Origin of the sequence: Citrobacter sp. Cy070, assembly GCF_030332245.1 — a bacterium.
Taxonomy (GTDB): domain Bacteria; phylum Pseudomonadota; class Gammaproteobacteria; order Enterobacterales; family Enterobacteriaceae; genus Citrobacter; species Citrobacter youngae.
Genome location: NZ_JAOWIG010000043.1, coordinates 65,532 through 91,307, shown reverse-complemented (window position 1 = coordinate 91,307; position 25,776 = coordinate 65,532). Strand labels below are relative to the sequence as shown.

Here is a 25,776-nt window from a genome sequence, read left to right as displayed (position 1 = left end):
AGGAGGAAAGGATGGAATCTGCTCGTGACAAACGCACCGGAGAAAAAGTGGATGCTGAAGAGCTCTGGTTGTTGGATATCGTTGATACCAGTGGTTATGTTTGCTGGGGATGCGGAATCGAAATGTATCCTTCCGCCTGGCAAAAAGGCAGTAAGAAAAGACCGTCGTTTAATAAAATGCCAGGAAAAGAACACATCAACTGCGATGCTGATGCTGAGAGCACTGTTGTTAAGCAGGGCCAGAAGAAAAGCGTCCGCCATCTCTTGGACAGTGCACCGGGTTTGATGCCTGCAGGGTTAAAGTTGATTGAAAAACGCCCGGTTGTTGATCCTGACACAACGGGTGGTGAAAACAATTCGAGCACAACGCGTTCTGCATCATCAACATCCAGTAAAGGCAATCCCCCAACACGGCAATCGCGTCGTCCGGTTAATGCTATTCGTCAGATTTGTAGAGCGTTTATTCGTTTCCCGTATGATCGAGGTATGTCACTACATATACCGGATATTGATGCCGATACTTACATGACTGTCTTTAAAAAACTTAAAGATCCGATTCAGCCCTATCCGGAACTGCGAGTTTTCTACTCACAGTTGTTGTGGCAGAAATTTGAGCAAGATGAGAATCGGATTGTCATTCCGCTTTCGGGAGAATGGGTTAAAGATGAATCCGGAAAGCTCAAGCCTTCTCGAAGTTATAAACTCCATGTGGAATGGAGCGGCTGGTCCCAAGCTAAACGCACAGCACTTCGTAACGAGTTGGAGGCCGCCCAGGAAGAAGCGAAAGATGCGGGGAAGAAAAAGCTAAAAGACAGGGCTCAGATTTTCTTCATCGGTGAGCAAAGTACTGAGGACCATGAGGTCTTCTATGTAGCCGATTACAGGTTGATTTGTGCGATCATTGGGCATATCACTTATCCGAGAATTGAAAATATAATCAGGTAGTTGAGTTGCAATTTTTAACAAGTTGATAACCGAGGCGACATCTTTAATAAACCTTGCCCTGGGATTTGAATCTTCCATCAGCCAAGAGAAAAAAGGATAAATAGATGTGGTCAGATAAGGAATCATCAGAGGATTACCTAAATTTTGGTGAAGTATCCCAGTTAGCTGTAGACGTGCTTACTACCGAAAACATGTTACCAGTATCAATCGGCATTTTTGGGAATTGGGGGGCAGGCAAATCTTCACTTTTGAAATTGATAGAGCAAAAACTTGAGCAAGATAAAAAAGATTGGATTGTAATTAACTTTGACTCCTGGCTCTATCAGGGCTATGACGATGCGCGAGCAGCTCTACTTGAAGTCATCGCTACAGCATTGACAAAAGCTGCTGATGGAAATACGCCTCTCATCTCAAAAGCGAAGAGACTTCTGAGCCGAGTTGATGGGTTTAGAGCAATGGGGCTTCTGGCGGAAGGAGCTGCTTTATTTGCTGGAGTCCCTACTGGCGGTTTACTTTCTAGGGGAATTGGCGCGTTTAGGAATGTTACCGACGGTATCCAAAGCCAGGAAGAATATGAGGCTTTGGGCAATCTGGCTAAAGAAGGCAAAGAGAAGGCTGGTGGTTTGATTAAACCTGAGGCTAAAAAAAGCCCTCCTCAGCAGATTGATGCATTTCGTAAGGAATATGGAGAAATTTTAGAAGAGCTTGGTAAGCCACTCATTGTGGTAATTGATAACCTCGACCGCTGCCTACCGGCTAATGCTATCCATACACTTGAAGCAATCAGGTTATTCCTTTTCTTAACTAATACAGCCTTTATCATTGCAGCAGATGAGGACATGATTCGTTCTTCAGTAGCTGATTACTTCAAGGGAGCATCACAGCGGCATCAAATAGACTATCTTGATAAGCTCATCCAAGTTCCTATTCGGGTGCCAAAAGCTGGGGTTCGTGAGATTCGTTCATATCTGTTCATGCTTTATGCCATTGAACATGGCTTAAAAGGCGAAAAACTTACTACGCTCCGTGACGGCCTAGAAAAGGCATTACAGCAATCTTGGAAAGATGAACCTATTACACGCCAGGACGCTCTGAAAATGACTGGTGAGTCTGAGGATAGTAACCTCGCTTTGGCATTTGCTCGTGCGGACCGTATTGCTCCTGTGTTAGCCAATTCGCCAATTATCCATGGCAATCCTAGAATCGTTAAGCGCTTGTTGAATGTTGTCAAAATGCGATCTCAAATTGCCAAGCGGCGAGCAATGCCTTTGGATGAAGCAATCATCACTAAGTTAGTAATCTTTGAGCGATGTGTTGGAGTAGATGGTACCGCTGACTTATATCATCTAGTGGATATTGAACAAGGTATACCACAGTTGCTTAAACAGCTTGAGGAAGCTGACGGTCAAATACCTACTGAAGCGCCAAAGACATGGACTGATAATCCAACAACTAAAGCTTTCATTGCTCAATGGGCTCAGCTTGAACCGCGCCTTGGTGGAATCGATTTGAGAGCCGCCATATATCTGTCCAGAGAAACTATGCCAATAGGTGCATATGTGGTTGGTTTATCGTCGTATGGGCGGGAAGCACTGAATGCACTCATTGAAATGAAAAATACCAGTTCTCCCGCAGCAGAAGCTCTTTTGGAAACGCTTCCTCGTGAGGAACAAGTGCCTGTAATGGAAGGTTTAATTAGCCAGTTAAGGCAAGCATCGGATTGGACTCGTAGACCTAAGGGGTTTTCTGGTGCATGCCTTTTGGCTCGCCACTCGGCAGATGCTGCCAGTATATTAATTCGTTACTTGCAGGAATTGCAGCAGGGAACGAAGCCACCTGTATGGATGGCTGCAGCATTGAAAGATGAGCAATGGAATAAGGACGCTTAATGGGAACTTCACAATCAAGTATAGGCCCGGGTGGTGGTTCTCCACTGGTTCCACCATGGGCTGATGATCAGCCACAGCAACCCTTAACCCCGCCACAAGAACGAAGGTTTGCGCCTTTTAGGGAGTCTTTGGGAAATGCAGTTTCAAACGGCAATAGAGCAGACTTTAGAAAAGCAATAGGGCATTACGCGCGAAAAGCGTCTGGAGGGAGCAGTAGTGCAGCTCGACGACTAGGGAGTGTCACACAGGCTGGGGGCGGATTGTTTGGGGCTCTGGCGGGAGTGCAAGCGGCTCCAGGAGAACCAAGCATTGATTTGGGAAGCTTGGCTGGCCTTCCATGTGAAATAGCAATATCGGCTATTGCTCAAGCTTTAACATCACAGGATGGTGATTCAGAAAAGATTTGTGCTGCCATGAATCATGCCTTAGTGGAAGCTCTCGATGGTGTGGCAATTTTCGATCCTCAAAAAATAACTGATAGTGTGATCGTTGACACAATGATTTGTTATTTAGCTGAAAGCATTTTTCTGCAAATGGTCATGGATTCTAACAAGGCATGGAATAAAGCGGACACTCCTTCAAAGGCCATTCATGCAGAAATTGAACTTCGAGAATTGATCAAAGTTGTTGTTGATAAGCATATGGCTCCAAAACTTGTCGGTAACATTAGGACTTTTACGAAAAACCAAATGGTTAAAATCGAGCGTCAGGTAATTACTGAGGCTTGGCAAGAATGGGAGGCCTATCAATGACACACTTAGTTTTTCATCATGATCATCGTCTCTTACCGCCAGCAAGTGAGAACTTGTTGCCCGTACAGCTTTATGGATTAAGTGGGCAGGGGCGGGGTGATATATCCATTATTGGGAATCCTGCGATTGAGCGAATTAAGCGCTTGGGAGTCAAAATTCCAGCTCAGGTCATGGATTTTTTGAGCATCGCACTAGCGGTTACAGCGGCTGATACCTTCGTTCAGCGTGAAAGCTCTGAGGATGGTTGGACTCGTCAATTCTCGCTACGACTTCCCCTTCATGAGCCATCTCGATGGATTGCTCTAAAGAAGGAACTTGAAAGCGCTTTGCATTTCCTTAGCGGAGACATCTGGGATTTCGAGTTTTGCACTGGTGGTTATGCACCGCCAGAACCCTATAGTCAACATTCAAGATTTCACCTAATCAAGCTCAAAGAACTTGATTGTGTCTGCTTGTTTTCGGGAGGATTAGATTCGGCTATTGGCGCAATAGATCTTCTGACAATGGGGCGCGCTCCGCTTTTAGTTAGTCATGCTTATAAAGGAGATAAGTCACGCCAAGATCAAATCGCTGAAAGATTAAATGGTCGATATTCACGGTTTGAAATTAATGCTGATCCGCATCACTATCAAGGTGTGACTGACATTACGATGCGAACGCGGAGCCTCAATTTTCTTGCTTTTGCGGCAGTGGGCGCTTGTGCTATTCAAGAAGTATCTCAACAAAAAAAGGTCGATATTTTTGTGCCCGAAAACGGGTTTATCTCGTTAAATGCACCACTAACCCCACGCCGGATCGGTACGTTGAGCACACGAACAACACATCCATATTTTATTGCCAGCATCCAACAGCTGTTTGATGCGGTCGGAATTCCTTGCCAAATAATCAACCCATATCAGTTCAAAACAAAAGGGCAAATGGCTTATCAATGTTTGAACAAGCCACTATTGACTGAAATTGTAGAAAGTACAGTATCTTGCAGTCATTGGAAACGCACTAATCAGCAGTGCGGGGTATGTGTACCGTGCATCATTCGACGGGCATCGCTTCATGCAGGGGGAATTAATAGAGACGCTGGTTACACTTTCCAGTCCCTGGCTAAAGTAATGAATGAAATTGATCGTAGGGATGACCTTATCGCTCTAAGGATTGCAATCGCCCAGAAATCCACTTTGAAAATAGGAGCATGGGTCGCCAAGAGCGGTCCCTTGCCTGTGGCCGCTTTCAGTAATTTTAAGCAAGTGTTTATGGAAGGGCTAAATGAGGTCGAAAACTACTTATTGAGTGAGGGCATTGTGTGAGTATCGACATGCACTGTCATCTTGACTTATATCCTCAGCCAGAACAAGTGGCTGAGGAGTGCAGACGTCGAGGGACTTATATACTGTCGGTTACAACGACACCGAGAGCATGGCATGGGACTTCTTTACTGGCTAAAGGAAGCCAACGAATCCGAACTGCTCTTGGGCTTCATCCCCAAATTGCGCATCAAAGATCTCATGAGTTAGAGCTGTTTGATTCGTTACTTTCGGAGACCAGGTATGTTGGCGAAATAGGGCTTGATGGAGGTAAGGGGTTTAAAGAACATTGGGACGTCCAGCTGAAGGTATTTCGACACATACTTAATAGTGTGCATCGTGCCGGAGGTAAGATTATGACTATTCACAGTCGGGGATGTGCATCAGATACTATTGATGAGATTGAAAATATTGATGGTATAGCGATATTACATTGGTTTACTGGGACTCCAAAGCAGCTAGAAAGAGCAATTGATTTAGGGTGTTGGTTCTCCGTAGGACCCGCTATGCTCGAAACAATTAAGGGGAAAGCGTTAGTTTTGAAAATTCCTAAATCACGCATTCTTACAGAAACCGATGGGCCATTTGGTAAGTTTCATAATGTTCCACTAATGCCATGGGATAGTGAGATAGCCGAGACTCAGTTAGCCGCATTATGGGGGGTGAGCCTGAAGGATGTTAAAGCTCAGCTTGCTGATAATTTAAGAAGACTGTGTAGTTATTAAGTGCTTAGATAAACTCACATCTTCTCAAAAATTTTTGGTTTTGGCTGTGCACAGATAATTCCGACGTTCAAGCGTCCCTTAAAATGCTTGTTGAAGTCAGGGTTGTTGGTGTCCAGCACGAAGTGGCAACCATCTGGAAAATGCACCTGACCTTAATGCTCTTCGAGTTCCAGCCTTGGGTGCTGTGCCATGCCCCGATAATCATATCTCCTATGTTGTCTTCATGATTGTAAACACCGTGATGGTAGTAGGCATCTTTGTTGAATAACAAGCAAATGTGGTAATGGTATTTATCGCTTCCTAGAAACTGCTACAACCTGCTACATGTAGCAGGTTGTAGCAGGGTACCGAGGCAAACTATAAAAATTTCACTGAGAAATGTGTCAATTATGTTAATTGACAGAATGAGGATAAATACCTCAGCTAGAGAGCTATCAACTGGCTAATCCGCTTAACCGCGGACATTGGCTTGTACCAAAGTTGCGGTAACCGCAGTGGACATCCTTAGTTCTGGTTTTGGCCAAGTACGCCAGTCGAATCAGGAAATCCCAGTAGACTGAGTTACGATCCAAAGCATCGAATCTGCTAAACCTGTAAACAGCATTAGGTGGGAATTCAGCTAATGTCGCGTACTCTTCGTGAGCAAGCCCTATAGCACTGCACCAAGCTTTCTGTATTCGGGTTGCCATATTTTTAGCATTGAGTTCTTGGTAATTGCCCAAGTATCCATACACATCCGCATTAAATAACAGCATCAGGTGGTAATGGGGATGCTCACTTGTGTCACGTTCTCTACACCACCCATAAGATGGAAATGTCGGGTCACCCGGTCTCTTGGACCGGTTATGATCTACCCGTAGCTGACTTTTCAGTGACTCGAAGAAGCGAGTGATTGCCTGCGTATCATCGCGCTGGAAGCAGAGGGGTAGATCAGGCTCTCCCAGTACATGGGACTGGGCAAATCTCAGATCAGAACGAATACCTAGTATTCGGTTATTCTGCACTAGTGCGCCGTAGACCATGTTAAGTAGTGGGATGAGAATATCGCGGTCGATAGGTGATCTATACTTTTTGGAGGCTATTTCTACCAAGTCATCAATTTCTTCGTTGGTAAGTGTATATTGTGATTCCATAATAATCCTTAAGTATGTAAATAATAATCTTTGGCTAATGGGTAGCCCTCACGCTACCCATGTGATGTTGGATATAACTCCTGTAGGGGAGTTATTATTACTATTGATAAGTACTGATTAGGTATAGAACCTTAATTAAGGTATATTACATATACCACCTTAAAATCATGAGTTGCCCTCCCTAGTCATTTAAGTTGAGGCCGCAGGATTATTGAGCTTTAGAACAAAAAAATATTATCCAGAAAAACTTAGCTACTCTGAAGTTATTCGTTCTTTGGTAGTTTATTAAAAGCAACAGATCCAGATGAAATTAAAGGTATGTTTGATGCTTTAGCCATATCAAAAGGATGCACGTCTGAACCAATATATTTTACATAGTCAACGCCGTCCATTTTAAATAACTGCACTATGCCATCTTTCTCAAGTTCCTTTAAAACGGGTATCAGACGCTCTATGTTTCTAAGAGAGTATGGACCATCTCTACGAATAGTGTGCCTCCTAAAATCGTAAGATTTATTACTGATAACATGTTCCTCAAGCCAAAATAGCAACTTTTCTTTCTCGCTAGGTTTTCTGGTAGAATCTACTTTTAAAATTAAGTGGGTAATACACCATTCACTTATTTTAGCTGCTGACAGAAAAGTATCCCTAGTAATTATTGGTGAGTCGGGTGTAATAAACATTTGCATTACTGCTGCGATTCGCGTAGCTTGTTCCATTATTCTGGAACCAAAATCATCATAGTGATGCAACTCACCTCCTGATTGCATAAGTTCCCTGATTCGCTTATTTTGTGTTTCCCATAATGCTTTCGCCTCTTCAGATAAAGTAATACAGATACGTTCTTCATTGTTTTCTCTACGCTGTATGCCGTCTTGCAAGTGCTTAACAAGAATAGAGAAAAAACCATCAAGCCCTGGTTCATCAGACCATGAACATACATCAGGGATATCGCATGGTTCAGGTACTTGCTCCAGATCAATTAATAATAAACGGGCTAAGAACCCTGAGTTTCTTAATTTTTTTCCTTGCTTGCTTAGGAAATCGTTAAATATTGCAGGTTGCAGTAACAGCAATATGGTCAGCCGGACATCATCAACATCGTAGCTGTCACGAGATGCTCTGCTGTCTGAAATTCTCCCTTCTCCCCAAAGAGAGTTGAGAACTGATATATCGCGAAAAAGGCTACTGTCAAACACCCCTCCGGCTTCATCAGAACCGAGCATCAAGGACGGAGATCCCAGAGCTAATGTCTTTTTAAGTCCCTCGCTTGTTGAATCATTTTTAGTAAGATACTTTCTAACCGGTGCTACCGGTCCACTTTTCTGACATTCCTCCAGTGCTTCGCGTGTTTCAGCTACATCAACCTTCTGGCGAACAGCTTTGCTAAATTGCTTTTTAAGTTCTTTTAATTCCGTATCCCAAGATACTTTTTTCAGTTCATAAATTTTTTCCTTTTCCAGAAAGATATTCTTCATTCCCTTTTCCATTTGATGGATTGTTTCCATCAGTGCTTTGAATACCGTTGACTTCCTGCTACCTGACCGTGCTAATAAAAGGAGATAAAGTGATGTAAATGTTCTCCCATTTTTAAGCTGAACATCAAATTTATCCTGACAGGAAAATGCCATTACCCCAAGTAATACTATTAAAATAAGCTCAATGGGAGCTCCTGTTTTGTAATGTATGTAACTTATCAATCGCTGTGCAAAAGTGGGCAGCGTATGAAACTCCAGACAAAGTTCTTTATTTTGCTTAGATTTTTTTTCCTTAGACATGCATTGTATAGCTCCTCTTTTTTAGAAAAATTATACTGTTTTTGAAGCAGTCCACTTATCTATAGAAGTGGACCGCCATCCTACCAATGAAAAGCCAAGTTGATGGACTAAGAAATATTTCCAGAATCATTTTTAATGATGAATAAATATCTCACAAACATTTAACGTTGGCTGTTTTTAACGTTTTTAGATAATTTTTAACATCATCTTCAAACCAATAATTTCTATTGTTAATTTTGATTGGTCTGACTAGACCGAAGGGAAGGCGATCTTCATGCAACCACATTCTTATCGTTTGAGGTTTGCGCTTTAGAAAATCAGCTAACTCAGTAGTAGATACCAAGGAAATATTATCTAGATCTAATGAGTGTAACATTTTAGATTGATTCATGCTGCCACCTCTGTAAAAGAGTTGTTGGCAAATGAATTAAAGAGGAAATTTATATGACAAAAACAAGAAGGGAATATGGAACCAAAAGCCTCAGCAGGTTCGGGATCACTTCCATCGCTAGAACTAGAAGACAAAGAATTTTTAACTGATTTGGTGGTGCTGCGACGTGACCTTGCAGCCGAGCCTGTATGAGGCACACTCCGAAAAATTACATTCTGAAATGCAATGCTAAGTGACTTAATTCTTACGTGTTTCCGTTTCATAGCAAGGTTCATTGCATGAAGAGCAACTTTCTTGTAATGATTTTTAAACCATTGAGCGAGTGGTCCTGCATCTGCTGATGGGGCATGGTAATAGATTTCAAAAGCCGCATTATTTAATCCCAGCATGTTCGCCAGAATCTCTTGGTCATTGTCTAAAGCGCTGGTCTTTGAATCAAACATTCTGATACATCTCCTTTATGGTTGAGGTTTATGAGTCGATTTTCATCTAAGTTTGTATTCCTGTCAATATATCCACACTCCGTTTAACTTATTGATAATATTGAATATCAACGCAACTCAACATTCTTTTTTTTACTGGTTTTGGTTTGTTCTAAGATCCAAGTCTCAATTTTTTCATGCCATTTGCGCAACAGATCTAAGGGACGACGGCGGTAGTGTTTTTCCGCCAGTGCACTTGGTTTGTGTCCCATAATTTGAGCAACAATACCTGTTGGCACTTCAACCCATTCTGCCAGGGTTCCAAAACTACGGCGTAAGCCGTGAAGGCTGATATGTGGCAACTCAGCTCGAGCTAACGCTCTGTTGTGTGCTGAACGCGGTTCAATAATTTTGCCACTTTTGCTGTTACTTCTGAAAACCCAACACTCCTTATTTACGTCAGAATTTGGGAATTGCACTAGTGCACTTAACAGCTCAGAAACATAAGGAGTGAGAGGGATGATACGTTCGCCTTCGATCTTGTCTTTAATCCTCATGCTTGACCATTTGAAATCTACGTCAGACCACCGAAGTGACGCAATTTCTTCACGCCGTGCACCGGTGAGCAAAAGTACCTGGAGATAGGCCGATGCAATGGGATTATTGAGGCTACGTACGGCACTGAACCAGCTTTTTAACTGTTCTTTTTGTAAGCAATCTCCCGCTTTACTCGCTGATACTGGAACCATTTTTCTCACGTTATGATCTTGTGCAAGATCGCCATGGATTATTCCCTGATATTTTTTCTGGTAATTAGCCCATTTGATAAATGCACGCAACAGACGGTAGGCATGAGCAGTGACGGTAGGCCGATTTTGTCTCTCTGTACTTAGCCATACGGCAATGTTCTCTGGTGTTAGTTCCGATAACGGTAGGTCGAGTAAGCTAGCCAATGGTCCAGACGAGGTTGGGCCCCGGCCTCTTTTTTTACTTTCGCCTCCACGGCTGGACAAGTTCACGTGATCGGCAATATAACGTGCAGAGTAAGGACGTTTAGTTTTTGCGCTGATTCCGGTTCTCAATTCTTGAAGATAATCTTCCCAAGCGCTTGAGAAGGTTACCTTCGTTTTACGAGATTCAGCCTGCTGTGATTCCGCTTCAGCAATTTTTTCTGCTTTAGCTATACGCGGATCTATCCCAGTATCGATTAATGTTTGCAGCCGCCTGGCTTCGGCCCTGGCATCATCAATCCTCCAATCGTTAATGTTGCCAATGGTCATGCGAAGGGTTTTTCCCGCATATACGCTTTGGAACACAAAAGCTTTTGTTCCGCGAGTTGCCCGGCATGCCAGAGTTGGTACATCCGCATCCCAAAGAAATGCTTGGTTTTTACCTTCAGTTAAAGCAAATTTTCGAATGCGCTCGAAGGTGAGTTTTTGTCTCGGAAGTGCCATTTTTGGTCTCCAGATGAGAAAGGTTACATCACCATAATGTAACGGCTGGTGTAAGTAAATTGGGGAAATACACATCAACACCTGTCAATTTTTATCAACAGGTGTTTTTTATAAGTTAATGTTTTATAATGAAATAATTGTTTTAAGAGTAGGTTTTTAAAGGGGTAAAAGTATAATAACTTCGCATTCGTAATGCGAAGGTCGTAGGTTCGACTCCTATTATCGGCACCATTTCTCTATTTCCTCGGACTGATTTTTCCCATTTCCTGTACTAGGCCCAGGCCGTTTGATGTCATCATCATCTCATTGTACTCAAATATATCTTCTGTATTACCGCTATCCTTCCTCCAGAAAAGGGAGCAGCGACAGCCGCTCCCTTCTGGCATCAGGATTTTGGGAACACCCAAACATGTTTTTCGGGTAACGCCAGGTGGCAATGCTGAGGATCGCGTACTTCGTTGCCGTAGGCGCGGATGACAAAATCATCAGCCACGGTGCGGAACAGGTACTCCCAGCGGTCACCGAGATACATGCTGGTGAGCAACGGGAGAGCCAACTGGTTTTCGCCTGGCCCGTCGGCCAGCGCCACACGTTCAACGCGGATCACCGCGGTGCCCTCATGGCCAACCTGAACGCCGTCGCCCGCCTGACCCCACAGGACCCAGTCGCGTCCTTCAATACGTGCTTTGCCGTCACGCACGTCAGTGACTTTGCCATGCAGACGGTTGTTGCTGCCCATAAACTCAGCGGTGAACAGCGTTTTTGGGGAACCATACATCTCTTGCGGCGTACCCTGCTGTTCAATTTTGCCGTTGTTGAGCAACAAAATGCGGTCAGAAATCGACATCGCTTCTCCCTGGTCATGCGTCACCATTAGCGCGGACAACCCGAGATTAATAATCAGCTCACGCAGGAATACGCGCGCTTCTTCCCGCAGTTTTGCATCAAGGTTGGATAATGGCTCATCGAGCAGGATCACGGGTGGGTTATAAACCAGCGCCCGGCCAATCGCTACGCGCTGTTGCTGGCCGCCAGAAAGTTGATGCGGATGGCGCTTACCCAGATGTCCCAGGCCCAGTTGATCCAACACACCCTGTACCCGTTGGTTGATCTCTGCGGTGGAGACTTTGCGCAACTTCAGCGGGTAGGCCACATTCTCAAATACGGTTTTATGCGGCCACAAGGCATAGGACTGGAATACCAGCCCCAGATTACGCTCTTCGGCGGGGATTTCGCTGCGCGGGGTGCCGTCGTAGACCTTGTTGTTGCCGATGGTAATTGACCCTTGTGTCGGTTTTTCCAGCCCGGCCACCGCGCGCAGAAGGGTGGTTTTACCGCTCCCGGACGGCCCGAGTAACGAAACCACTTCGCCCCGTTTGAGGTCCATGGTCACGCCCTTTAGCACCGGATTATCACCGTAGGTTAAGTGCAGGTTCTCGACCGATAATTCAATCATGTAATTTCACTCCAAAACGTAGGGCAATACCCAGGCCCACCACCACCAACAGAATATTGATAAACGAGAGTGCTGCGACGATGTCGATAGCACCTGCCGCCCACAGAGATACCAGCATCGAGCCGATGGTTTCCGTACCCGGCGACAGCAGATAGACGCCCGTGGAATACTCACGCTCAAAGATCAGGAACATCAGCAGCCATGAGCCAATCAGCCCATAACGCGAAAGCGGAATGGTAACGTGGCGGGTAATCTGGCCACGCGTCGCACCGGTGCTGCGTGCCGCTTCCTCCAGCTCTGGCCCCACTTGTAGCAACGTTGAGGAGATGAGGCGCAGGCCGTAGGCCATCCACACCACCGTATACGCCAGCCAGACGCTGAAAATGGTGCTACGCAGCGAGCGCAGCCAGACAATCAGCGTGTCTCGCAACCACTGCGACCACGGCATGCCGGATAACCAGCCGGATTTCAGCGCGTTATCGAGCCACATCGGTAAGAACAGAAACACCCACAAAAACGCCAGACCCGCGAGCAGGCCCGGCACCGCACGGGGCACCAGCACGCTGTAGTCGAGAAAACGCGTGGTGTTATCCGGCTTGCGGTGCATCGCGATACCAATAAACAGATAGCAACCTACCGCCAGTGCGCCGCCTATTACGCCAATCGCCATGGAGTTGACGATGGCCCGCAACAGGTTCGGCTGTTCCCAGATGGTGCGAAAGGTGCTAAGCGACAGCTCATCCCACAGCGGAACGCCTACGCCCCAGTTGGAGATAAACGCACGCAGCACCACGCCCATTAGCGGCACGCCAATGGTGATGGTTAGCCAGAACGCCACCACAGCCCCCGCTATCCAGCGCCATTTACCCAGCGGCAGCGCGCGGGCCTGCGAGGCTTTACCCTTCATGGTGACGAAGCGGTTAGCGGTACGCATCAGGCGGCGTTGCAGCATGACCAGTGGGATGGTCAGACAAATCAGCACCACCGCGACCGCCGCCATCAGGTGATACGACGGCGTACCCAGTTTATTGGTCAGTTGGTACAGGTAGGTCGCCAGCACCATGTTGCCTTCCGGATCGCCCAGCACCAGCATCAGACCAAAGACTTCCAGACCGAGGAAAAACAGCAGCACAACGGCGTACAGAATCGAGGGGCGAACCATCGGCAGGCTGACCGAGATCATCACCTGTAGCGGGGAAGCGCCGGAGATACGCGCGGCTTCCTCCACGTCTGAGCTCACGCTGCGCAGCGCTGACGAGATATACAGATAAGCGTGCGGCACGTGCGTCAGACCCGCAATCACCACGATGCTCGACATGTCGTAGATATTCCACGGCACGAAGCCAATCAGCGATTGTGCCCACAGTGACAGGAAGCCTACCGGCCCTGCGGCCACCACATAGCCAAAACCCAGCACCATCGGTGAAACAAAAATAGGTACAAGGATCAATGGCTCAATTAACCGTCTGCCGGGCAGGTCGGTACGCACCATCAGGAAGGCCAGAATGCCGCCCAGTGGAATGGCGATAATGACCAGACCGAATGCGAGAATAAAGCCGCTTTTCAGCGCTTTATAGAAGTCAGGGTCGGTAAAAATAAAGCCAAAGGATTCAAGGCTCCAGTCCTTTGCCGGCGAGAAAAACGGCGCGGACAAAAAGCTTTGTATCACGATGAACGACAATGGCGTGTAGATAACCAGCGCGGTTAACAGCACGACGATGCCGCGCGGCAAGCTTTGCCACTTTCTGCGTAATGCATTCATAAGCGGAGATCCGGTAACACGAATTCAGGAAGCGAGTACCAGGCGCACCAGTGAACCGTACGCCTGGTTCTGGCTCTTATTTGGCCGCGGCTTCACGCCACTGTTTGATGTAGTCCAGACGTTTTTTCGGTTGCAGGTATTCAAGTAATGACTCATCAACCGGGATCGGCTTCAGCGCTCTACCCAGCATTTGGGTCATTCCGTCGATGTCATTTTTACCTTCGATGTCGTTACGGATAGAGGGAATATCGGCCTGGTTGGCGAGGATGTTTTGCCCTTTTTCAGACAGCACATAGTCCAGCCACAGTTTGGCGGCATTGCTATGTTCAGCCTGCTGGCTGATGAAAGAAACTCGTGACAGCACCAGGGTGTAGTCCTTCGGATAGGAGATGCCCAGTGACGGGTCGTTTTTGGCACGCGCTTCGGCGTAAGAGCCGAGGATATTATAACCAATCAGGTTTTCACCCGATGAAACCCTCTCCATCATCGTACCGGTGGACGATTGCACGGCTAACCCGCCTTTCGCCACGTCGGCCAATGTTTTGAAGTAGTTCGGATCGGCCTTATAATCCAGCACCGATAGCATGAAGCCAACCCCGGATTTTTCGATATCGTAGGTGGTGACTTTGCTTTTGAATTTATCCACCTGGCCTGCAATCAGCTTTGCCAGCGCGGCGTGAGAATCCGGAACCTCGTTCGCCGGGATGAGGCGCTTGTTGTAAATAAACACCACTGGCTCGTAGGTGGTGCCGTACGCTTTGTTGTGCCAGACAGCCCATTTCGGCAGTTGGTTCTGCTCTGCTGAAACATACTCCATCGCATAATCGGTCGCGAGCTTCATCGCGGTATCCATGGAGGAGCTCCAGATGACGTCACCGCTGCCGCCGCCAGCAGCCTGTTCGCTGATATAACGGTTATACAGCTCGGTGCTGTTCATATCGTTATATTCAACTTTGATGCCCGGATAGGTGGCTTCAAAGCCCTGAATCAGCGGCCCCGCCGCTTTGGTATCCGTTGTGGAGTAAACCACGACTTTGCCTTCTTTGGTGGCGGCATCAACCACCTTTTGGTAGTCAGCCGGATACCCCTGCGGTAGCGCGGACAGGGCAGAAAACGACATGAAAACAGCAGCAGAGATCAGAGAGATGCGGAATGTGTTTGTCATTATTATTAACCTTCTAGTTACACTTTGGGAACTAAAAGTCAACATAGCGGATGGGAGAGGAGAGACAAGAGGGGAGAGAGAGCCGGCTGGTGGAAATGTGATTGTTGGCGTTGTTTCGGTAATTAACACCATAGAAACCGTGAGCGCGGGGATTTGAGAGAATGGAATGCTCACCGTTGTAGGCCGGATAAGCGAAGCGCCATCCGGCACTATACGGAACACAGCCGGATGGCGCTTCGCTTATCCGGCCTACGGAGTTGTCAGTCAGCCCCCTTCCGATACAACCGCCGCGGATGCCCAATACTCCCATACTGAATCTCAATCACAACAAACCCAATCTCCACGCAGTACTCCAGATACCGACGCCCCGTCGTTTTACTGATCCCCGCCTCCTCGACCACCTGCTCAACCGACCAACTCACCGCCGGATGATCGCTAAAAATCCGCTGCACCCGCGCCAGCGTCGCAGGCTCAATCCCCTTGGTCGACGGCTGCCCCGCAGCCTCCCCGGCAGGCAAATTGAACAGCTTATCCAGCGCGTGCTGATCCACCACTTTCACCTGCCGCAGCGTGTGCTCCAGCAGCATAAAGCGCTCCAGCGAGGCCCGCAGACGGTGGGAAAATACGGGTTTTAGCAGGTAGTCAAACGCGCCGCTGCGCATAGCATGGCTGCAGGTTTGCATATCGCTGGCGGCGGTGATGAATATCACCGAGCACTCAAACTGTTTGAGCAGCGGGCTATCAATAAGCTCAACGCCCTGACCGTCCGGCAAATAGTTGTCCAGCAGCAGCAGACGTGGCTGATGACGGAGGATCAGTTCGCGGGCCTGTTCCAGCGATCCCGCGATTCCCACGATGCGCAGATGGAAGTTTTGCTCAATAAACTCCCGATGCAGCTGTGCGAGATGTGGCTCATCCTCAACAATAACAACCTCAAGAGGGCGGATATCAGTCATGGGAAGGTCCTGTCGAAAGAGAAATCTGGAACGGGATGAAAACCGAAAATACGGTACCCTGCAGGATGTTATCGCTTATTTCGATGCTGCCACCAGCCCGACGAACGTAGCCCGCGACCAGGTACAGGCCAATACCATGTTCTGAACCGGTGAGTTCACTGCAGTCAGTGGGTTTACTGGTAAAGCCTTGCTCAAAAATATGCGGCTTCATGGCCTCATCAACGCCACAGCCCCGGTCAGCCACTTCAATCACCAGTTCGTGGTTGCGATCCGATATATACACTTCCACCGGCGCGGTACGTGCTGGCGTTTTCAGCGTGGCATCGACAGCGTTGTCCACCAGATTACCAATTACTGACATCAGCTCCGTTTCGCTCAGCCCTTCCGGTAGGCGCGAGAGCTGACAGGCGGGGTCGAAAACCAGCTCAACACCTTTCTCGCGGGCACCGACATATTTCCCCAGCAGCAGGCCGCACAGCGCCGGAGAGACAAACTGCCTGGAGAGGAAATCCAGCACCTGCTGGGCCCCCTCTGACTGTACCTGAATATAACGCAGCGCATCGTCATAGCGCTGCATCTGCAGCAGACCGACGAGCGTCGCCGTCCAGTTGAGCTGCTCGTGGCGCATGATGCGCAGGTTATCGGCATAGCGGGTCACCTGGCTGAGTTGACTGCTGAGCGTATTGATATCGTTCTTATCGCGGAAGCTGAATACCCAACCGCTTTGGGTGCCCGGCTCGACTTCAATAGCCACGCGGTTGACGATGGTTTCCCGTTGATTCAGGACGGTAATATGATCGTGATGGCGGCTGTCATAAGCGGTATTGCCAGGCGCGAAAAATGATGGCGGCAGTTGAATCACCTCATCCAATGGCTTGCCGAGCAGCGCTTGTTCACTCTGGCGAATATTGAGCATCTCCCGGGCGGCACGATTGATGAGGATGAGCTGTTTATCGGCATTGACCGCAAAGACACCTTCGTACATCGCCTCCAGCAGCGCTTTTTGCTGTAGCACCAACTGGGCGATATCTTTGGGTTCCAGGCCGAACATCTGTTTTTTCAGCGTACGGGTCAGTAACCAGGAAAAAATAAACAGCAGCAGCAGCAGGGCAAGGCCGTACATTCCGGTGCGCCACAGCAGGCGGGCGTTGATATTGGCGATGTAGGAGGTGAGGTAACCGACGGAGACAATGCCGATTACCTGATGATGGCTATCGAAAATAGGTGCTTTACTGCGTAACGAGACACCGATCCCACCTTTACGCACAGTGATAATGGTTTTGCCCTTCAGTACATCAGCATTGTCGCCGCCGATCATCGGCAGGTTAAGGCGCTCCGGGGATTCTGAGTGGTAAAGATGCTGTTCACGCGCATCACCAATCACAATATAGCTGGCGTCGCTTTCGGCGCGCAGCGGCTGAATCAGTTGTGCGATACCAGGAATATCCCGCTGCTGTACTTTTTCTGCCAGACCGGGAATCAGGGCAATTTCGCTGGCCTGTACTCGCGCGCGTTGGCCCAAATCGTGGTGCAACTGACGGTCGATAAAGTGAAACAGCAATACGCCAAGCAGCGCCAGCAGAAGGCAGGAAAAAGCCACCAGCGAAAGGAACAGCTTTACCTGAAAGGACAATCTGAGTTTCATGTAGTCCGCAGCGGCCAGAGCAGAAAGGGTCATCTGAAAAGCCTATCATGCGAAAATACGAACCGTAATCGAGGGACGACAGAGTTGTGAACTGCCTACATTCTCCGCGAATTTCTGAGGCAATAAACGGTATGTCGACGATGCGATCCAACGGCTGTATCCATTGAAAATGCGCATCGTTGACGGTGATTTTTTTGGATCTTCCGGTCTATGACTCTGGGTGTCCGTCGATCGCGGCTTTCAGATCGCGATACTCTTCGCATTGGGTGCCGCAGATATTCTTAATGGTTGCCAGCTCCGCTTTCGCCAGGTCGGGGCGGCCTTTAACCATCCATGCTTCCCCAAGATATTCGCGCACTTTCGCATAGTGCGGATCAAGGGCAATCGATCGTTGGTAGTAACTTATCCCTTCATCCGTACGCCCTAGCTTGCGTGTCGCGTAGCCTCGATAGTTCCAGGCTTCACGCGTATTGGGCTGCTGTAAGGTATCGAGTAAATTGATGGCATCCTGATAATGGCCGGTTTTCGCCAGGTGATACGCATACTGCGTTTTATCCTGATCGTCGATCATGCTGCTTTTTTCGGGCAAACATTTTTGGGTTTTGTTGTCGTAAACCTGACCCTTCGGGCATGTTGGGGTGGTGGTATCGTCATTTCCCATGGCGCTGGCTGCAGCGGAGTAAAGCAACCCGCCTGAGATCAGGCAAATCAACGGCAGTATTTTCGTCATGGCGTGCATCTTCATGGTCCTGTCCTCTCGGTATGAGTGAAGGTTCTTGCATGCTGTAAACCGCGCAGCCCATGCTTTATTCATTATCGATGCCTATAAATTGACCTGCCGTTTATTTTTAATACACCGCTTTATTAGCAAAGAAGGAGTAGCCGCTAACGCGGCTGTTGCTGGGTCGCACAGTGAATACCGCCGCCACCGGCCGCGATACCGTCGATATTCAATTGAATAATCTCACGCCCGGTAAATTGCTCCTGCAAAATATCGCGCGTGTTACGGTCCGTGCGTTTATCGCCAAACTCCGGCGCAATGACCGCATCATTACACAGATAGAAATTGATATAACCGGCGGCAAAATCACTGTTCGCATAGCTCTGGCGAATAGTTGATGGTCCTTCCAGCGTGATCACGTTCAGGTGCCGTCCTTTTGCATCTGTGGCTGTGCGTAAGATTTCCAGATGTCGCCGGGTTACAGCGTAGTCAAACGATGTAGGGTCCTGCTCAAGACCCGCTACCACCGTACCCGGATGTGTGAATCTGGCGTAAAAGTCCGTATGGCCGTCGGTAATATCCTTTCCGGCAATACCTGGTAGCCAGATGATCTTATCCAGTCCCAGCAGGCGCTTTAATTCGGCTTCACATTCAACTTTACTGACGCCCGGGTTGCGGTTGGGATTGAGTACACAACTTTCGGTAATAATGGCTGTCCCTTCGCCGTCTACCTCTATCCCGCCACCTTCAAGGATCAAGGTTGAGCGGATAAATTCAGCTTTAGCATAATCTGCGACAAATTCAGCCACTTCGGCATCGCGATCGTGTTCCTGCTTCTCGCCCCAGCCGTTGAAGTTAAATCCAACGCCACCGGGCATGCCGTGGGGGCTTTTCACAAATACTGGTCCGGTATCGCGGATCCACAGATCGTCAATTGGATGAGCCAGCAGGTTAACTGATGGCCCACATAGTTTTGCCGCGAGCGCGTGGTCTTCTTCGCGCACCAGCATATTCACGGGTTCAAAGGCGGCAATGGTGTTCGCGACCAGCGCCAGATTTTTCCGTACCACGGGAAGCAGGTGAGGTTCCCAGATCGCCACACTGGCACCAAACGCCATCCAGGTGGCAGCATGAGGTGCTCCTTCATCCGGCATCTGCCAGCGGCGGCTCTCTGCTGCGCGGGCAACCTGGCTTAAACTGATACCCGTCATGCTGGCGAGTAGCATACTCGTTGACGTCACCAGGCTCTGCCTGACAAATGAACGTCTTGTTATCATGGGATTAACCTTTGCGTATATTTATCTGATATTGGATGAATAAAATAATAATAGATAATTAATGTTCTGCGTATTTTAAATATTGAATAATAAATAAATTGATTGCGGGTAAGTTTCATGCGGAATATAGCACAGGAGATATTCGTTGCAATCTCTTAGTTTTATATTATGAGTGAAATTGACTACTATTAAAATTTCTCAACTATATATTTATATATAATTTATATTTATCAGCATGAACATGTGTCACGCCGTTGGCTCTGAAGCCTCGTCTGACGGGCCTTGTCGCGGATTGTGATCTGGCCGGTTGTTCTGTTGTATTTATTAATGCCATGAACAGTGTGGACTATAGTAAAGATGGCCGTTATTTCTCATCATTAATAACCGTGAGTGGGGGATGTGCATGAAGAAGATACTGATGCTGGTCGGAGATTATGTCGAAGATTATGAAACGATGGTGCCTTTTCAGGCTTTGCAAATGCTTGGGCATCGTGTGGATGCCGTCTGTCCGGATAAAAGTCAGGGTGACTACGTTCAGACCGCCATTCACGATTTTGATGGGGCGCAGACCTACAGTGAGAAACCCGGGCATCGCTTCACCTTGAATGCGAATTTCTCTGATGCGCGCGAGGCGGATTATGATGCCTTGTTGATCCCTGGCGGGCGGGCGCCGGAGTATTTACGTCTGAATCCGGATGTCATTCAACTGGTACAAGACTTTAACTCTGCGGGTAAACCTATCGCCGCGGTGTGTCATGGCCCGCAACTGCTGGCGGCAGCCGGAGTGTTAGAAAACCGGACCTGCAGCGCGTATCCAGCGTGTGCGCCAGAAGTTCGGTTGAGCGGTGGGCATTATGCCGATATCGGGATTGACCAGGCGCACGTCGACGGTAATCTGATTACCGCGCCGGCATGGCCTGCTCATCCTGCCTGGTTGGCTAAATTTGTTGAAGTATTAATGAAGTAACGGGTACCGGCTTTGCAGGTCGGTATAACCCATCCGGCTATACCGACTGCAAAAAATTACCGTTGCATGAGTGCGAATACTCCCCAGCCGAGATATTCCCGGGTGAAGGTGACATGGCGTCCCGGTGACGTCCTCAGTTGCTCTCTGACTTCCTGCGCAAAGTCATCATTTGGGTTCGCCTCCAGCCATCGACGCATCGTCAACCACTTAGCGGCTTCGTATCGATCCCAGCCTTCCTGGTCTGCCAGCACCATTTCAACCAGGTCGTAGCCCAGTTTGTCGAAAAACGAAACGAGGTCGGCAAGGGAAAGAAAATCGGCCACCGAGCCGGCTCCGCATGCCTGGGCAATATCTTCTGCGGCGGGCATTTGACGCCAGTACGGTTCACCGATCACGATGATTCCGCCAGGTTTGAGGCTCTTTGCCAGCAGCGTGATTGTCCCGGCGACACCGCCTGCAATCCACGTTGCGCCGACGCAGGCAGCGATATCGCATTTTTCATCCGCGACATAACCTGCCGCATCGTTATGGATAAAGCTCACGCGATCGGTGAGGCCCAACTGTTCCGCGCGTTGTCTGGCTTGTGCGCTAAACAGTTGGCTCATATCAATACCGATCCCCGTAATGCCATGGTCGCGTGCCCAGGTGCAGAGCATCTCACCGGAACCACTGCCCAGATCCAGAACACGGGTTCCTGGCGTCATACGTAGCGCCTGACCTAATGTGGCATATTTTTGCGCGGTGAACGGATTATGAATGCGATGAGCGCTTTCGCTGATCGTAAAAATCTTGGGAATATCCATCACTCTCTCCTTAGCGATTATCTAACTGGGCGCGAACATTGTTTAATCCGGTGGTGTTGATGCGGTAGGGCTGACCATTGACGGATTTGATCAACTTTTTGGTTCTGAGCTTTTTAAACACCTCAAGCGTGCAGTCGCAGAGCAGCAATCCTTCACGGCTATAACATTCAACGGATGTGACGCGGCCAGCGCTGTCGCGGACGTGCGCAATGCGGCCACCTTTGGCGAGAACGTGTAAGGTACGTTGTTCCTGACGGGATAAATTCATACTGGGAAACCTGTTTAATCATCATGTGCAAAACGTGCAAACACACAGCGGTGTCCGCATTCGATTTCAGCGCATTGATAACCAGTCCGGCCTGATAAGGTCGGCAAACTGATTATCTGATGATGACATTCTCCAGCATCAAAGCCTCAGGTTGAGTTGAAAGGTATTTACACGGTGTATGATAGCAGTGGAATGTTGGATGGGAATCTTGCGCCAGTAAAAGTGTGACCCGCAACGGAAAAATGGCCTGGAAGGACATCTCGTCGCATCGAATAGCTTTAAATTGTTGTAATGTTATTAACATATTAAATCATTAAAATATTTTATATTTAAATGGCTTTAAAAAATATGGATTTGAGTTATTCTGCATTCTTCGTTCTTATGTTTCACGCTAATATATTAGCCTGATTTAAGCGTGTCGGGATTGATTGTTTTATTTATGATAAGCAGTATTTATTATAGCTATCGCAGGATGATGTTCTGTAAATTATTTCTGTTTAAGAATTCTCTCTATGGTGAGAAATGTGTATACTTGTTTCTGCAAGAGACTCTTCTGTTATCATTAAAATTATAAATATGTCCTTTACACCCGTATTTCCTCTACTCTGTATCTCTTCTCAGGGTAGAGGTTTTTTTACCTGTAATTCATCGGGTAGTGCCTATTAATAATAATTTAACACCGTGCCAGGTGTTATTGTGGCTACTATGACTAATGATGCCGGATATCATGACTTTATAATAGTACCGCGGCGTTTCTATTCTGTACTGAATTGTTCAGCTATCCCTCTGTTTACCAGGGTATAGTATAGTGGCGCTTATAATTGTCTGTTTTTCAGCGTGATATGTTTTTCTTGTCGTTGGGATAAATGTGACCTTGCTCATGGATTTTAATGCACTAAATGGCTATTTCTAGAGAAGTGCAAACGGTTGCACGTAGCTGTAATGGTATTCGTTCATTAAAAAAATATAGCGATGGTTTGCCTTGTGTCTTTATAGGATATGGAGATTTAAATGATTTCCATTATCTCTTGGGTAGACGGAAACTGTTATGGCTTCTGTTAGCTTAACACCATGTAAAATAGTCGTAAAAACAAGCAGGGAATATGATGTGATCATCAAAAAGGCGATTTTTGATTACAAACATAACGATCGGTTTTTTATCTTCCTTAATATAAATCGTTGTCAGAACACTCATGAGATCAGTGGTCTGGGATGAGCGCTGATTTTATTTGACACTTCAGATGTATCCCTCTCGCGCTGCATGCAGGTATCTCCTCGCAGTACCCCATAAATGAAACATTAAAGGATGTCCCACAATGGATATTGTTGAACGCTTTATTAACTACACCAAAATCAATACCACAACCTCACGGGAAAATGGCGCAAATGGCATCATGCCGTCTTCCCCAGGCCAAATGGTGCTGGCAAAACTGCTCGCAGCAGAGCTTGAAGTATTAGGGATGCAAAACATTGAAGTCAGGGATACGGCGATTGTAACGGCAACATTACCTGGAAATACTGACGATAATATTCCTGTCGTTTCCTTTTTTGGACATCTGGATACCAGTGCCGAACAGACTGCAGACACGCATGCGCAACGCCTTCACTATAGCGGTGGCGATTTATGCCTGAACAAAGAACATAATATCTATCTGCGCGAAAGTGAATTTCCAGAACTGAAAAACTATATCGGTGATGACCTGCTCGTGACGGATGGAACCAGCCTGTTAGGTGCTGATGATAAAGCTGCCATCGCTGCCATCATGAATGCCATACAGTATCTGGTTGCACATCCGGAGATTAAACATGGACCGGTGAAGGTCGGTTTTGTTCCTGATGAAGAGCAGGGGCTACGGGGTGCCAAATCTTTTGATGTTGCCGCGTTTGGCGCAAATTTTGGCTATACCCTGGATTGCTGCGGCATAGGTGAGTTTGTCTATGAAAACTGGAATGCAGGTGATGCGGAAATTATCTTCACCGGTCAATCTGCGCACCCAATGTCAGCTAAAGGTAAACTGAAGAATTCTCTGCTGATGGCGCATAAGTTTATTGCGATGCTGCCGGGCGGAGAAGCGCCTGAATATACAGAAGGTCGTGAAGGATATTACTGGGTAAAACAGCTGCAGGGTAACAGTGCCCGTACCGTACTGAAACTGGATATTCGCGACTTTAGTGAAGAAGGTTATAAGTCCCGTATGGCATTTATTCGCCAGCTTGCAGTAAGTGCCTGTGCACTATGGGGCGAAAATAGTGTGGTCTGCCATTTAACCGACCGCTATGCGAATGTGTTTAATAGCCTGCAGGGCGATTCGCATTATCCTATTGATATTGCTATACGTGCTTATCAGAAATGCGGAATCACTCCGCAACCTGTCGCCATGCGTGGCGGGTATGATGGCGCGGTTCTGTCGCAGAAAGGGTTACCGTGTCCGAATATTTTTACCGGTGCGCATAATTTCCATTCAATTTATGAATACTTGCCGGTGCGATCGCTACGGGCAGCCAGTGATGTTGTAGTCGCAGTTATTGAAGAAACCTACGCTGAGTTCGCCGAAGGGAGAACTCAGTCATGATTCAGGTAATAATTGCCCTTCTGGTTATCGTTGTGGTCGCTCGTCTGATCCTGAAGGGGTACCGGGCCGAACCCGTGTTATTTATCGCGGGTCTGGTGCTAATGATTTGTACCGGATTAACCGGATGGGGCTCCGTATTGCCGAAGGGGGTTGCCAGTACCGGGATTGCTTTTCTCGATCCATTTGAAGTTATGCGCGATCTGTTCAGCACACGTGCAGCCGATCTCGGTCTGATGATCATGGCGTTGATGGGATTTGCTCACTACATGGATCATATCGGGGCAAATGAAGCTGTGGTGCGCGTGGTGACGAAACCGTTACGGGCACTGCGATCTCCTTATATTCTGCTGTTTTTTTCCTACCTGCTTGCCAGTCTCCTGCAACTGGCCATCCCTTCAGCGACCGGGCTTGCCGTGTTACTGATGGGGACAATGTTCCCGATTATGCTGGGCCTGGGGCTCTCTGCGGCTTCGGCCGCCGGGGTCATCGCCACCTCGCTGGGGGTGGCATACACCCCAACAGCGATTGATGCCATCAGGGGAGCGAAAGCAGTCAATATGGATGTGGTGGAATACGTTGTTTACCACCAGGGGCCAGCAGCGCTTGCAACCGTACTGGTTGTCGGCGTTTGCCATTTTTTCTGGCAACGTCATTGCGATCGCAACGCGGGGACGTTACCTCGGGAAATCGGGAGCGCTGAGATTGTCGATTCAGGAAAGGCGCCGGCTTTTTATGCTGTGCTTCCCATGCTGCCTATACTGATGGCGGTAGGATCATCCGCGATGTTTGTCAGTGGAATTAATCTAAACATAATCACCATCGTGCTTATCGCAATGGCTATTTGTATGCTGATTGAATGGATACGAGCGCGTGATTTAAAGTCGGTGTGTGAAGGGTTCAGCCATTTTCTGAAAGGAATGGGCGCGGCGTTTACCGGTGTTGTGGGCCTGCTGGTCGCAGCCGGAGTTTTCGCGCATGGCATCAAAGTCATTGGTGCCATTGATCAGTTAATTTTGATGGCAGAACATGTCGGATTACCACCCTTTGCGATGGCCGTCGTCTTTGCGCTGGTGACGCTTGCGGCAGCAATTATTATGGGCTCGGGGAATGCGCCATTCCTGGCATTTGTTGAGTTAATCCCACAAATTGCCGCGAGCATGGGCGCTAACGCGGTTGCTATGATCCTACCTATGCAGCAGGCATCACATATGGGGCGGGCTATTTCGCCGGTATCCGGTGTTGTTATTGCGGTTTCAAGTGGGGCAAAAATTACACCTTTCGATGTAGTTAAACGTACTGCTGTGCCGCTTATTGTGGGCTTTGTCACCCATACTTTGATTATCGGTATTTTCTATTAGTCGTAACTGCTGCAAGCAAACCTCCGGGGCGCGGAGGTT

General features: G+C 47.8%; 23 protein-coding genes. 8 read left to right on the top strand and 15 right to left on the bottom strand.

Translation table 11 applies throughout. The annotated features are described in order from the left end of the window. Nucleotides 1–11 precede the first annotated feature (11 nt). The 5 genes from OGY19_RS04470 to qatD all read left to right on the top strand — a co-directional run bounded on the left by OGY19_RS04470 (nt 12) and on the right by qatD (nt 5,608). Nucleotides 12–944 carry a hypothetical protein gene (locus tag OGY19_RS04470; RefSeq protein ID WP_039026476.1) on the top strand — a complete coding sequence of 311 codons (933 nt, stop codon included), beginning with the start codon at nt 12–14 and terminating at the stop codon, nt 942–944. Between the two features lie 104 nt (nt 945–1,048). Beyond that, nucleotides 1,049–2,833 carry a KAP family P-loop NTPase fold protein gene (locus OGY19_RS04465; RefSeq protein WP_039026477.1) on the top strand — a complete coding sequence of 595 codons (1,785 nt, stop codon included), beginning with the start codon at nt 1,049–1,051 and terminating at the stop codon, nt 2,831–2,833. Further along, nucleotides 2,833–3,585, top strand: coding sequence for a Qat anti-phage system associated protein QatB (locus tag OGY19_RS04460; RefSeq protein WP_039026478.1), 753 nt, complete (start codon nt 2,833–2,835; stop codon nt 3,583–3,585). Before OGY19_RS04465 ends, OGY19_RS04460 begins: the two co-directional genes overlap by 1 nt. Beyond that, complete coding sequence (gene qatC, locus OGY19_RS04455; RefSeq protein WP_181033768.1) at nt 3,567–4,886, top strand: Qat anti-phage system QueC-like protein QatC; 1,320 nt, start codon at nt 3,567–3,569, stop codon at nt 4,884–4,886. Before OGY19_RS04460 ends, qatC begins: the two co-directional genes overlap by 19 nt. An 8-nt stretch (nt 4,887–4,894) precedes the next feature. Continuing rightward, nucleotides 4,895–5,608 carry a Qat anti-phage system TatD family nuclease QatD gene (qatD, locus tag OGY19_RS04450; protein ID WP_039026486.1) on the top strand — a complete coding sequence of 238 codons (714 nt, stop codon included), beginning with the start codon at nt 4,895–4,897 and terminating at the stop codon, nt 5,606–5,608. A 67-nt stretch (nt 5,609–5,675) separates the two neighbouring features. Here qatD and OGY19_RS24410 read toward each other — a convergent pair whose 3' ends face one another. The 13 genes from OGY19_RS24410 to OGY19_RS04390 all read right to left on the bottom strand — a co-directional run bounded on the left by OGY19_RS24410 (nt 5,676) and on the right by OGY19_RS04390 (nt 19,768). After that, entirely contained in the window at nt 5,676–5,879 is a 204-nt protein-coding gene (locus OGY19_RS24410; RefSeq protein WP_072038564.1) for a hypothetical protein, read from the bottom strand. 163 nt (nt 5,880–6,042) lie between these two features. After that, nucleotides 6,043–6,741, bottom strand: coding sequence for an inovirus Gp2 family protein (locus OGY19_RS04445; protein WP_039026480.1), 699 nt, complete (start codon nt 6,739–6,741; stop codon nt 6,043–6,045). A gap of 263 nt (nt 6,742–7,004) precedes the next feature. Continuing rightward, complete coding sequence (locus OGY19_RS04440) at nt 7,005–8,519, bottom strand: YfjI family protein (RefSeq protein WP_039026481.1); 1,515 nt, start codon at nt 8,517–8,519, stop codon at nt 7,005–7,007. Nucleotides 8,520–8,670: 151 nt separating this feature from the next. Next, nucleotides 8,671–8,910, bottom strand: coding sequence for a helix-turn-helix transcriptional regulator (locus OGY19_RS04435; protein ID WP_064753720.1), 240 nt, complete (start codon nt 8,908–8,910; stop codon nt 8,671–8,673). Then, nucleotides 8,907–9,353 (bottom strand): hypothetical protein, encoded by a 447-nt coding sequence (locus OGY19_RS04430; protein ID WP_039026482.1) that lies wholly within the window; start codon nt 9,351–9,353, stop codon nt 8,907–8,909. Before OGY19_RS04430 ends, OGY19_RS04435 begins: the two co-directional genes overlap by 4 nt. 107 nt (nt 9,354–9,460) lie before the next feature. Further along, complete coding sequence (locus OGY19_RS04425) at nt 9,461–10,861, bottom strand: tyrosine-type recombinase/integrase (protein WP_077781699.1); 1,401 nt, start codon at nt 10,859–10,861, stop codon at nt 9,461–9,463. Between the two features lie 310 nt (nt 10,862–11,171). Beyond that, nucleotides 11,172–12,242, bottom strand: a complete 1,071-nt coding sequence (locus tag OGY19_RS04420; RefSeq protein WP_101742737.1) for an ABC transporter ATP-binding protein — start codon at nt 12,240–12,242, stop codon at nt 11,172–11,174. Next, nucleotides 12,235–14,004, bottom strand: a complete 1,770-nt coding sequence (locus OGY19_RS04415; RefSeq protein ID WP_286596240.1) for an ABC transporter permease — start codon at nt 14,002–14,004, stop codon at nt 12,235–12,237. The genes OGY19_RS04420 and OGY19_RS04415 overlap by 8 nt, the downstream gene beginning before the upstream one ends. Before the next feature lie 76 nt (nt 14,005–14,080). Continuing rightward, complete coding sequence (locus tag OGY19_RS04410) at nt 14,081–15,169, bottom strand: ABC transporter substrate-binding protein (protein WP_115600902.1); 1,089 nt, start codon at nt 15,167–15,169, stop codon at nt 14,081–14,083. A gap of 260 nt (nt 15,170–15,429) precedes the next feature. Then, a complete protein-coding gene (locus tag OGY19_RS04405; protein WP_115600901.1) occupies nt 15,430–16,125 on the bottom strand; it encodes a response regulator in 696 nt (231 codons plus the stop codon). Beyond that, the gene (locus OGY19_RS04400; protein WP_115602359.1) at nt 16,118–17,770 is read right to left on the bottom strand and encodes an ATP-binding protein; all 1,653 of its coding nucleotides are present in this window, start codon (nt 17,768–17,770) and stop codon (nt 16,118–16,120) included. The genes OGY19_RS04405 and OGY19_RS04400 overlap by 8 nt, the downstream gene beginning before the upstream one ends. A gap of 208 nt (nt 17,771–17,978) precedes the next feature. Further along, nucleotides 17,979–18,509 (bottom strand): tetratricopeptide repeat protein, encoded by a 531-nt coding sequence (locus OGY19_RS04395; RefSeq protein WP_370528846.1) that lies wholly within the window; start codon nt 18,507–18,509, stop codon nt 17,979–17,981. A gap of 146 nt (nt 18,510–18,655) precedes the next feature. After that, nucleotides 18,656–19,768: an agmatine deiminase family protein gene (locus OGY19_RS04390; protein WP_115600900.1), complete on the bottom strand. Its 1,113-nt coding sequence runs from the start codon at nt 19,766–19,768 to the stop codon at nt 18,656–18,658. 397 nt (nt 19,769–20,165) lie between these two features. Here OGY19_RS04390 and OGY19_RS04385 point away from each other — a divergent pair, with 397 nt between their 5' ends. Further along, nucleotides 20,166–20,735: a DJ-1/PfpI family protein gene (locus OGY19_RS04385; RefSeq protein WP_048212523.1), complete on the top strand. Its 570-nt coding sequence runs from the start codon at nt 20,166–20,168 to the stop codon at nt 20,733–20,735. 56 nt (nt 20,736–20,791) lie between these two features. Here OGY19_RS04385 and OGY19_RS04380 read toward each other — a convergent pair whose 3' ends face one another. Then, nucleotides 20,792–21,538 (bottom strand): SAM-dependent methyltransferase, encoded by a 747-nt coding sequence (locus OGY19_RS04380; protein ID WP_115600899.1) that lies wholly within the window; start codon nt 21,536–21,538, stop codon nt 20,792–20,794. Nucleotides 21,539–21,548: 10 nt separating this feature from the next. Next, nucleotides 21,549–21,806, bottom strand: coding sequence for a YjhX family toxin (locus OGY19_RS04375; RefSeq protein ID WP_048212521.1), 258 nt, complete (start codon nt 21,804–21,806; stop codon nt 21,549–21,551). Between the two features lie 1,316 nt (nt 21,807–23,122). Between OGY19_RS04375 and pepT the strand changes: the two genes are divergently transcribed. Then, on the top strand, nt 23,123–24,379 hold the full coding sequence (gene pepT, locus OGY19_RS04370) for a peptidase T (RefSeq protein ID WP_115600897.1): 1,257 nt from the start codon (nt 23,123–23,125) through the stop codon (nt 24,377–24,379). Continuing rightward, nucleotides 24,376–25,737, top strand: a complete 1,362-nt coding sequence (gene dcuC / locus OGY19_RS04365; protein ID WP_061067362.1) for a C4-dicarboxylate transporter DcuC — start codon at nt 24,376–24,378, stop codon at nt 25,735–25,737. Before pepT ends, dcuC begins: the two co-directional genes overlap by 4 nt. Nucleotides 25,738–25,776 lie beyond the last annotated feature (39 nt).

Bases quoted from the DNA above. Each gene is read 5' to 3' on its own strand.
- OGY19_RS04470 (WP_039026476.1), top strand. From the start codon at position 12: ATGGAATCTGCTCGTGACAAACGCACCGGAGAAAAAGTGGATGCTGAA.
- OGY19_RS04465 (WP_039026477.1), top strand. From the start codon at position 1,049: ATGTGGTCAGATAAGGAATCATCAGAGGATTACCTAAATTTTGGTGAA.
- OGY19_RS04460 (WP_039026478.1), top strand. From the start codon at position 2,833: ATGGGAACTTCACAATCAAGTATAGGCCCGGGTGGTGGTTCTCCACTG.
- qatC (WP_181033768.1), top strand. From the start codon at position 3,567: ATGGGAGGCCTATCAATGACACACTTAGTTTTTCATCATGATCATCGT.
- qatD (WP_039026486.1), top strand. From the start codon at position 4,895: ATGCACTGTCATCTTGACTTATATCCTCAGCCAGAACAAGTGGCTGAG.
- OGY19_RS04445 (WP_039026480.1), bottom strand. From the start codon at position 6,741: ATGGAATCACAATATACACTTACCAACGAAGAAATTGATGACTTGGTA.
- OGY19_RS04440 (WP_039026481.1), bottom strand. From the start codon at position 8,519: ATGTCTAAGGAAAAAAAATCTAAGCAAAATAAAGAACTTTGTCTGGAG.
- OGY19_RS04435 (WP_064753720.1), bottom strand. From the start codon at position 8,910: ATGAATCAATCTAAAATGTTACACTCATTAGATCTAGATAATATTTCC.
- OGY19_RS04430 (WP_039026482.1), bottom strand. From the start codon at position 9,353: ATGTTTGATTCAAAGACCAGCGCTTTAGACAATGACCAAGAGATTCTG.
- OGY19_RS04425 (WP_077781699.1), bottom strand. From the start codon at position 10,861: ATGTGTATTTCCCCAATTTACTTACACCAGCCGTTACATTATGGTGAT.
- OGY19_RS04420 (WP_101742737.1), bottom strand. From the start codon at position 12,242: ATGATTGAATTATCGGTCGAGAACCTGCACTTAACCTACGGTGATAAT.
- OGY19_RS04415 (WP_286596240.1), bottom strand. From the start codon at position 14,004: ATGAATGCATTACGCAGAAAGTGGCAAAGCTTGCCGCGCGGCATCGTC.
- OGY19_RS04410 (WP_115600902.1), bottom strand. From the start codon at position 15,169: ATGACAAACACATTCCGCATCTCTCTGATCTCTGCTGCTGTTTTCATG.
- OGY19_RS04405 (WP_115600901.1), bottom strand. From the start codon at position 16,125: ATGACTGATATCCGCCCTCTTGAGGTTGTTATTGTTGAGGATGAGCCA.
- OGY19_RS04400 (WP_115602359.1), bottom strand. From the start codon at position 17,770: ATGAAACTCAGATTGTCCTTTCAGGTAAAGCTGTTCCTTTCGCTGGTG.
- OGY19_RS04395 (WP_370528846.1), bottom strand. From the start codon at position 18,509: ATGCACGCCATGACGAAAATACTGCCGTTGATTTGCCTGATCTCAGGC.
- OGY19_RS04390 (WP_115600900.1), bottom strand. From the start codon at position 19,768: ATGATAACAAGACGTTCATTTGTCAGGCAGAGCCTGGTGACGTCAACG.
- OGY19_RS04385 (WP_048212523.1), top strand. From the start codon at position 20,166: ATGTGCATGAAGAAGATACTGATGCTGGTCGGAGATTATGTCGAAGAT.
- OGY19_RS04380 (WP_115600899.1), bottom strand. From the start codon at position 21,538: ATGGATATTCCCAAGATTTTTACGATCAGCGAAAGCGCTCATCGCATT.
- OGY19_RS04375 (WP_048212521.1), bottom strand. From the start codon at position 21,806: ATGAATTTATCCCGTCAGGAACAACGTACCTTACACGTTCTCGCCAAA.
- pepT (WP_115600897.1), top strand. From the start codon at position 23,123: ATGGATATTGTTGAACGCTTTATTAACTACACCAAAATCAATACCACA.
- dcuC (WP_061067362.1), top strand. From the start codon at position 24,376: ATGATTCAGGTAATAATTGCCCTTCTGGTTATCGTTGTGGTCGCTCGT.